This window comes from Roseiarcus sp. (genome assembly GCF_052145395.1).
In the GTDB taxonomy this organism is placed as follows: Bacteria; Pseudomonadota; Alphaproteobacteria; order Rhizobiales; family Beijerinckiaceae; genus Roseiarcus.
Window position 1 is genome coordinate 1 of record NZ_JBKQOT010000586.1, and the last position, 8,068, is coordinate 8,068.

At 68.3% G+C, this 8,068-nt stretch carries 7 protein-coding genes and 1 pseudogene; 5 read left to right on the top strand and 3 right to left on the bottom strand.

The features are described from left to right. The 5 genes and pseudogenes from ACLP25_RS20190 to ACLP25_RS20210 form a co-directional block, all read left to right on the top strand. Positions 1-598: pseudogene (locus ACLP25_RS20190) on the top strand (hypothetical protein); the annotation flags it as partial. A 270-nt stretch (positions 599-868) separates the two neighbouring features. Next, positions 869-1,621: a cytochrome c oxidase assembly protein gene (locus ACLP25_RS20195; protein ID WP_442470946.1), complete on the top strand. Its 753-nt coding sequence runs from the start codon at positions 869-871 to the stop codon at positions 1,619-1,621. A 219-nt stretch (positions 1,622-1,840) separates the two neighbouring features. Continuing rightward, entirely contained in the window at positions 1,841-2,902 is a 1,062-nt protein-coding gene (locus ACLP25_RS20200; RefSeq protein ID WP_442470947.1) for an HlyD family secretion protein, read from the top strand. Next, positions 2,899-5,235 (top strand): ABC transporter permease, encoded by a 2,337-nt coding sequence (locus ACLP25_RS20205; RefSeq protein ID WP_442470948.1) that lies wholly within the window; start codon positions 2,899-2,901, stop codon positions 5,233-5,235. Before ACLP25_RS20200 ends, ACLP25_RS20205 begins: the two co-directional genes overlap by 4 nt. Further along, a complete protein-coding gene (locus tag ACLP25_RS20210; RefSeq protein ID WP_442470949.1) occupies positions 5,225-6,229 on the top strand; it encodes an HlyD family secretion protein in 1,005 nt (334 codons plus the stop codon). The genes ACLP25_RS20205 and ACLP25_RS20210 overlap by 11 nt, the downstream gene beginning before the upstream one ends. A 145-nt stretch (positions 6,230-6,374) precedes the next feature. Here ACLP25_RS20210 and ACLP25_RS20215 read toward each other — a convergent pair whose 3' ends face one another. From ACLP25_RS20215 to ACLP25_RS20225, 3 genes are all read right to left on the bottom strand, one after another. Continuing rightward, entirely contained in the window at positions 6,375-6,938 is a 564-nt protein-coding gene (locus ACLP25_RS20215; RefSeq protein ID WP_442470950.1) for a hypothetical protein, read from the bottom strand. A gap of 150 nt (positions 6,939-7,088) precedes the next feature. Further along, a complete protein-coding gene (locus tag ACLP25_RS20220) occupies positions 7,089-7,277 on the bottom strand; it encodes a hypothetical protein (RefSeq protein WP_442470951.1) in 189 nt (62 codons plus the stop codon). Between the two features lie 452 nt (positions 7,278-7,729). Further along, a partial coding sequence (locus ACLP25_RS20225) for an AAA family ATPase (protein WP_442470952.1) occupies positions 7,730-8,068 on the bottom strand: 339 nt, incomplete at its 5' end.

Sequence of the window (8,068 nt, forward strand, 5' to 3'; positions counted from 1 at the left end):
AATGGTCTCGGCGCACGAGACGCATGTCCCGCTGCTCAAGCCGGCCTTCGTTGCCTTCGAGGACGACCCCGCCTCATTCGCCGACGCGGACGCTGCGATGTTCGGCCCCTGCCTGCTCGCGGCGCCCGCGATGCGCGAAGGCGCGCGCGAGATCGAAGTCTATCTCCCGGCGGGCGTCGAAAGCTGGCGCGATTTCTGGACCGGGCGCGTCTACGCGGCGGGTCGGAGCGCGACGATCCCGGCGCCGCTGGATCGGCTGCCGCTGCTCGCGCCGGCCGGAGCGATCGTCGCCACGACCGACAGCGGCGACGATTTTTCGCGCCTGCACGACGAGCCCTCGCGGGCCTTGCGCGTTTTTCCCGGCGCCAGCGAAGGCGCGTCGAATGCTGCGCTCTTTGAAGACGACGGCCTCTCCCTCGTCGACGCCTCGACCCGCGTGACGATCGCGCTGAGCTGGACAGCGAGCACAGTGCGCGTCGAGGTCGGGGCGCGCGGCGATTACCCCCTGCCCTATTCCGAGATACGCGTGATCCTGCCCGAGGACGAGACGCGGACGGTCGAACTGTCCGGGGCGGACGGGATCAGGCTGCGGCTCTGAGGACGCGAGACCGGGAGCGATTTCGGTTAGACTCGCCGTCTTGCCGCCCCGACGTCCGCCCGGTCGGCCTTCGCAGTCGACGTCGACCGACTCATCGCCAGAAGGGCGGCTGATTACGGGAACCAAGACTTGTTCGCAGGCGTCATCTTGGCGTCGCGTTGCCCGGCGCACCTCACCGCATCCTGCCATAGATTCGTCCGCGGGTCGGCGGTTTAATGGGGAGTGAAGGTCCACTAGGGCGACGGGCTGCCGAGCAATATGGAGAGCCCGATGGCGGAAGGCTTTGTTCCTTATTGCGGGGTTGCGCCAGCGCCGGGCCAGGAGGTGTGGAACCTCGATCCCCATCTTCTCACGGGCCTTCTTGCAACGCTCGCGGCGGGCGTCGTCCTGATCGGCAGGGTGCGAGAGCGCCGGGGGGACTTGGCCTTCTTCGTGAGCGGGTGGCTCATTCTGGCGCTCGCTTTTGTCTCGCCGCTCTGCAGCGTCAGCGTCGCCCTCTTCTCCGCGCGGACCGTCCAGCACATGGTTCTGACGCTTGTCGCCGCGCCGCTGGTTGTGCGCGGGTTGCTCGGCTCGCTTTACGGACGACAGGAAATCGGCGGCAAGATCGCCCTCATCGTCGTGATCGCCTTCACCGTGGTCTTCTGGTTCTGGCACAGTCCTTCGGCCTACGACGAGACGCTCGAGAACAACCTCGCCTATGGGCTCATGCACGCAACCCTGTTCGGCGCCGCGTTGGTCCTGTGGGTCGCTGTGTTCCGCGCTCCGGGTCGCCTCGCCTTCTCAATCGTTTTGGCGATCGGGTTGCAGATGTCGTTGCTCGCGGCGCTGCTGACCTTCGCCACGGCGCCCTTCTACAGGGTCCACGAACTGACGACGGTGGCCTGGGGCCTGACCGGGCTTGAGGACCAGCAGCTCGGCGGCCTCCTGATGTGGATTCCGTCCGGCCTGCTGCTGGTTCTTTGTTCCACGGTGACGCTCCCTCCTCGACGGCGGGGCGGTGAAACTCGGTTCACGATCTAGGACTCCAATCCCTGACCATTGAGCAGGAAGAGCGCCCCGAGCGGCGCAGTCCCCCCCAAGTCCGGACCGCCGCATTTGCAACTTTCCTCGTTTTGATGGACGCTCGGCGCCCCGACTTAGGCCGCTTACGCTTCAGATTTCATCGATCTGTCCTCGTGATTGGTCGCCTTGGCCGGCGCGTCCCACGTGATCGGCGGGCGAGAACCCGCCGGAGGCCGCATGAACGAAAACGCGCCGATTCCAACGCCCGAGGCTTCCGCCCCGACAGAGCCCAAGCCTGAGCGGGCGTCAGGGTCGGCCATCGCCTCCGCTGCGATCGTCACGCTGGCGCTCACCGGGATCGTCGGCTTGTCGATCTGGTACCTGGCCCGGCCCCAGCCGCTGATCGTCCAGGGCGAAGCGGACGCCACCCGGGTGGACATCGCCGCCCGCATCGACGGCCGCGTCGGCGAGCGTCCCGTCGACCGCGGGCAGAACGTCTCCGCCGGACAGTTGTTGTTTCACATCGACAATCCCGAGCTTGTCGCCAAGTGGCGCCAGGCGCAAGCCGGAGTCGACGTCGCCTCCGCGCAGCTCGCCAATATTCTGGCCGGCACGCGGGCCGAGACCATCGCCCAGCGCAAGGCCGACCAGGAGGCGGCGGAGGCGAATTACACCCTGGCCCAAAAAACCTACGACCGCATCAAGGAACTCGCCGGTTCGGGCAACGCGCCGCTGCAGAGGCTCGACGAAGTGACGAATTCGCTGGAAGTCGCGAAGAGAAAACAGGACGAGGCGAGGCTCGCGTACGAGGAGGCGGTCAACGGCGCGACCAAGGAAGAAAGAGCGATCGCCCAGACCAACGTCGTCAAGGCGCAGGCGAGCGTCGACACGATCAAGGCCCAGGTCGACGAGCTCGTGGTCAAATCGCCGATCGTCGGGCAGGTCTATCAGATCGGCGCCGAGATCGGGGAATACGTCTCGCCCGGCGTGCCCCTGCTTTCGCTGGTCGATCTCGGCGACGTCTGGCTGCGGTTCAATCTCCGCGAAGACCTCGTGCGCGGACTCAAGGTCGGAGACCGTTTCACCATGCGTGCGCCGGCGCTCGGCGACCAGCCGATCACGGCGGAGATCAAACTCATCGCCGCGCGCGGCGAATACGCCGGTTGGCGCGCAACGCGCGCGACCGGCGATTTCGATCTGCGGACTTTCGAGGTGCGCGCTTATCCCGTCACGCCGCTGCCCGCTCTGCGGCCGGGGATGAGCGTCTACGCCGAGTGGCCGACGGGCGCGTCCCGATGAAGGCGCCGGCACGGCCAGGACTGCTTCTCGTCGCCACCCGCGAACTGCGCTGGATGCGGAGGGACGAGGTCGCCCTCGTGCTTTCGATCATCGTCCCGGTCATCGCCTTCGCCCTGCTGACGTTGATTTTCTCTAACGCGGTCATCCGCGATCTCCGGGTCACTGTCGTCGACGCCGACCGTTCGGCGACCTCGCTCACATACGTCCAGGCGCTCGGCTCCGCGCCTGGGATTACTGTCGCCGAGCGTTCGGGGGACATGACGACCGCCATGCACGCGATCCGCTCCGGCGAGGCGATCGCCGTCGTCTACATTCCCGAGAATTTCGAACGCGACCTCTTGGCCCGCCAGCGCCCGCAGATCGTGACGCTGTACAACCGCCAGTATTACACGCCCGGCAACAACGCCAACTCTGCGATTTCCAACGCGGTCGCCGCGGCGACGGCTACGCTGCCGCGCGGCGCGGACGGCGGCGGCTACAAGCCCGGCGCGCTCGTCGCCGAGCAATACGTTCTCTCGAACCCGGCGTTGAACTACGCGCAGTTCCTGCTGCGCGCGATCCTGCCGACGGTGCTTCACGTCGTCGTGGCGCTGGCCGCGGGCTACGCCGTCGGCTCCGAGTTCTCGCGCCGAAGCAAGCGCGCGTGGCTGCAGAGCGCGGGCGGCCGTCCGCTGGTGGCGCTGATCGGCAAGCTCCTGCCGCTGTTCGGCCTTTTCATCATCATGGAGGTCGTCGTCGCGGCCATCCTCCATGCGCTCTACGACGTCTCGTTTCGCGGCGACCCCGTGATGGTCGCGGCGGCCGCGGTCCTGCACATCCTCGGCTATCTCGGGTTCGGCGCGCTCCTGGTTCTGCTTACGCAGAATCTCGCCACGGGCCTGAGCCTGATCGCCATATTCTGCAATCCCGCCTTCGGATTCGCCGGTGTCGGCTTCCCGATCGTGGCGATGAACGGCTTCGCCCGCGCCTGGGGCTCGATCCTGCCGTTGCGCTGGTATCTGCAGGTCCTGTTCGATCAGGCGGCGAGAGGCGCGCCGCCATCCGATTCCGTGCGGCCGTTCATGATTCTCGGCGGCCTCGCCGGCCTCTACTTCGCGCTGGCGTGGCTCAGGCTTCGCGCGATCGCCGGCACGCCGATCCGCCGCGAGCCCGCGCCGATCCCGCCGGTGCGCTACGGACGCGGCGTCGCCGTCGCCATGCGCAACGAAGCGGTGCGGATCCTCAGCGACCGGTCGGTATTCGGCCTGATCGTGCTCGCGCCGGTCATCTACGGGCTCCTCTATCCGCAGCCCTATCTTGGCGAAGTTCTGCGCAGCCTTCCGATCGCGGTCGTCGACCAGGACCAGACGGAGCTCAGCCGGGATTTCGTCCAGGCCCTGAACGCCGATCAGTCGCTAGCCGTGACGGCCCGCGCGAACACGCTGGCGGGGGCCCAGGCGCTGCTCGACCGGCACGACGTCTATGCGATCGTCGCCATCCCGAAGGACACGGAGCGCCAAGTGTTGAGAGGCGAACAGGCGCGCATTGCGGCCTATGTCGATGCGGCCTACCTCCTGCTCTACAGCCAGACCCTGCAGGGCATTGCCGAGGCCGCATCGACCGCATCCATCGATGTCGCGCTGCGCGGCGCGCGCACGGACGGAAGCCTCGCCTATGCGGCGCAGGTCCGATCCTCGCCCGTCGAGCCCGTGTCCGAGCCGCTCTTCAACCCGACCGGCGGCTACGCCGCCTATGTTGTTCCCGCGGCATTCGTGCTGATCCTGCAGCAGACGCTGCTGCTCGGCGTCGCGTCGATCGGCGGGGCGGCGTATGAGCGCACGGGTCGGATCAGCCGCCAGCTGCGATCGGGCGCGCGCGCCGTCTTCGGCCAGGCGCTCGCCCACCTCGTCTTCTCCGTCCCGGGCCTGGCGCTCTATCTGATCGTGCTGCCGCGCGTATACGGCTTCTCGACGCTGGGACGGGTCGGGGACCTGGCGCTCCTGGCGGTTCCGTTCGTCCTGTCGGTCAGTTTCCTGGCGCAGTTCGTCGGCGCCGGGTTCCGGCGCCGCGAAACGGCGGTGCTGCTGCTCGTCGCGGTCAGCCTGCCGCTGTTCTTCATGGTCGGCGTCTCATGGCCGGTCGAGGCGATCCCGGATTTCATCCGCGCCGCGAGCCGCGTCTTTCCGAGCACGTCCGCCATCGACGGATTCATCCGCGTCAACCAGATGGGCGCGAGCCTCCTCGATGTAAGGCGGGACTGGACGACGCTCTGGATCCTTGCTGTCGTCTACGGCCTCATGGCGGTCGCGGCGACCCACATCGCCAATCGCAACGAGGCGCGTCATGAACGCTAGAACCCGCTTGGCCGCGGTCCTTCTCGCCGTGGTCGCCATCGGCGCGTCCGCCGCGGTCGGCTACCGCTACGAGACCCAGCATTCGCCAAAGCCCCCGCTGGTCGGCGTCGTGCACGAGACCGAAATCCGCATCGCGCCGGACGCGTCGGGCCGGCTCAAGGCCCTCGCCGTGACCCCGGGACAGCCCGTGCGCAAGGGCGATAAGCTGGCGGAGCTCTCGGACCCCGAGACCGCCGCTTCGCTGGCCGAGGCGGGGGCGAACTTGCAATCCGCGCGCGCCAATCTCGCCAACGTCGAGGCCGGCGTGCGTCAAGAGGAGCTCGATACCGCGCGGCAGAGCGTCGAGATCGCCGCCTCGAACCTCGAACTCGCCAGGCAGCAGTTCGCACGGGTCTCGACGCTGACCGCCCACGCCTTCGCCAGCCGTCAGCAGTACGACGAGGACGCCGCCGCGCTCGCCGAAGCGGAAGCGAGTCTGAACCAAGCCCAAGCCGCATTGGCCGAGAGCAAAGCCGGACCGACCAAGGAGCAACTGGCCATCGCCCGGAGCCAGGTCGCCCTTAGCGAAGCGACCGTCGCGGACGTCGCGGCTCAGCTCGCCAAGACGACGCTGACGGCGCCGGCCGATGGCGTCGCGCGCCTCGTCGTCGCCGAGCCCGGCGAGGCGATCGTCCCCGGGCAGCCGGTGCTGACGATGGGTCTGGCGAGCGACCGCTGGTTCAGCTTCACCATCCGCGAAGACCGGCTGGCCGGCGTGACCATCGGCTCGAAGCTCGCCCTGCGAACGGTGGCGGGAGATCGGCTCAAGGCCAGGGTCACCGAACTCCGGCCGCTGGGGGAATTCGCGGTCTGGCGCGCGGCGCGCGCCGTCGGGGATCACGATCTCAACGCGTTCCTGCTGCGCGCCGATCCGATCGGTCCGACGCCCGGGCTGGAGCCGGGCATGACCGTGTGGATCGACGAGGCGGCCATGTCGCCGGCGTCCCGTTCGTGAGCGACGGCAGGCGAAAACCTTGCCCGCGCCGGGACGCGGCGCCCGGGGAAGGGACGGCCGATTGCGACCGCCGAAACGCAAAGCGCCGCCTCGTCCTACGGGACGAAGCGGCGCAACGCCCGCGCGAAAGGGGAGCCGGCGATGACTACTGCTGGGCCTTCTTGCCGATCCGGCTCTTCGAGGCGCGGTCGCCAGCCGCCACCGCATCAGCCTCGCACATGTAGGCGCCCTGCTTCGTCGTGCCGTAGCTGCGGGTGCCCGGATAGTGATAGATGTGCGATTTGATGTTGAGCCACACCACCGTATCGTTCGGGCAACGCGACTTCGCCTCGGTTTCGGTGCTGAACTGACCGGCGCCGGTCGGCTTGGCCATCGGCTTCATCGGCGCTGGCGCCATCGGCGCAGGCGCCGGCTGGGCCGTCTGGGCGGGCGCTGGCGCCATCGGCGCGGGCGCTGGGGCGGCGGCGGGAACGGCCGCAGGCGCGGCTGAGGGCGCTGCGGCCGGCGCGCTCGCGTGACGGGCGCGGCAACCCTTCAGGAACTCCTGCCAGGTCTGGCCGTTCGTGGTGTTGTTCGCCTTGGCGGCCTGCCACTCGCTGCCGCATTCCTTCATGACGCTCTGGGCCTCAGCGGGGCCGGTCGCCGTCAGGCCCATGGCCGCCGCCACGAGAAACGCGGCCGCCGCAGCCCTGAACACTTGGATTCTCATATCAACTCCCCGATGGTTCCATCCGGTCGCCCAGCCCTACGACTCGAAGGCCGGAACCTCCCGGCCGACTCGCCGGGCGCGCTCGTTGTCATGCCGGCGTTCAACTGAACCCGGCATGAACAGGGAGTAACTATGAATTCTCGAAGGCGGTCAAGGTTTTTCCGGGCCTTCCTTGGGGTCCTTCAAGCTGGTCGGATGGCGCCAGGAGGTCAGCGCCCCGGCCGCAGTCCGTTCGGAGACGGCGGAACCGGCAACCTCAACCAATCGACCTGACGCGGCGCCGCCGGCCTTCCACTTTTTCGGAAACAATTTCTTGCAAACTTCGGCAAACAGCGCCAAGCTGTCTCCAGAGCCGAAACGGGAGACCCTCCGAACCCGCCGAAGCCGGTCGTCCGTCGCCGCGACCGATCCCTGAGTCGCGAACAGTCGGTCAAGTCCAGGGATCGTCGGCTCCTTGAGACTCGAGGTCGCCGGGAACGGGACGCGCTCCTTGGCCGTTGGGGCGCTCGAAAAAACCGCCGCAAACCCTTGAAAAGGCTCGATTCAGCCTCGCATTGGACTGTCCCCTCGCCAAGCTCGGGGGCAAGCTCTTCGAGAGGTCCCCGGATCAAAGTCCGGGGATCGCGGGCTCCTTGAGGCGCGTGGTCGCTGGGAGGTGGCCCGCCTCGGCCGTGGCGCCCGCCCGAAAAATCCGCCGCAAACCCTTGAAAAGGCTCGATTCGGGATCGCAAAGGGCCAGCGTCGACCCGATCGGGTGAAGGGGGCCGCGATTCACCCGGTTGTCCCCGGACCTATCCACGCGCCGAACCGCGCTCGGCACCCAGCCGATTGGCGGCGAGCGCCACCGTCTCCGCGAGCGAGCCCGAGGCGTCGATCGCGGCCCACCCCCGCTCGCGGAGCGGATCGGCCTGTTGCCTTCGCGCGACGCCCATATCCGCGTCGGAGGCGTCGCCTCTTCGCTGCTCGACGCGGGCGAGCCGGACCGAAAGCGGCGCCTCGAGGAAAAGGCCGTCGAAGGCGAGGCCAACCTCCGCCGCGACCCGGCCGGCGGCGGCGCGCGCGAACCTGGTCGAGAAGGTCGCGTCCAGCACGACCGCCGCGCCGGCGCCGAGCGCGCGCCGCGCCTTGTC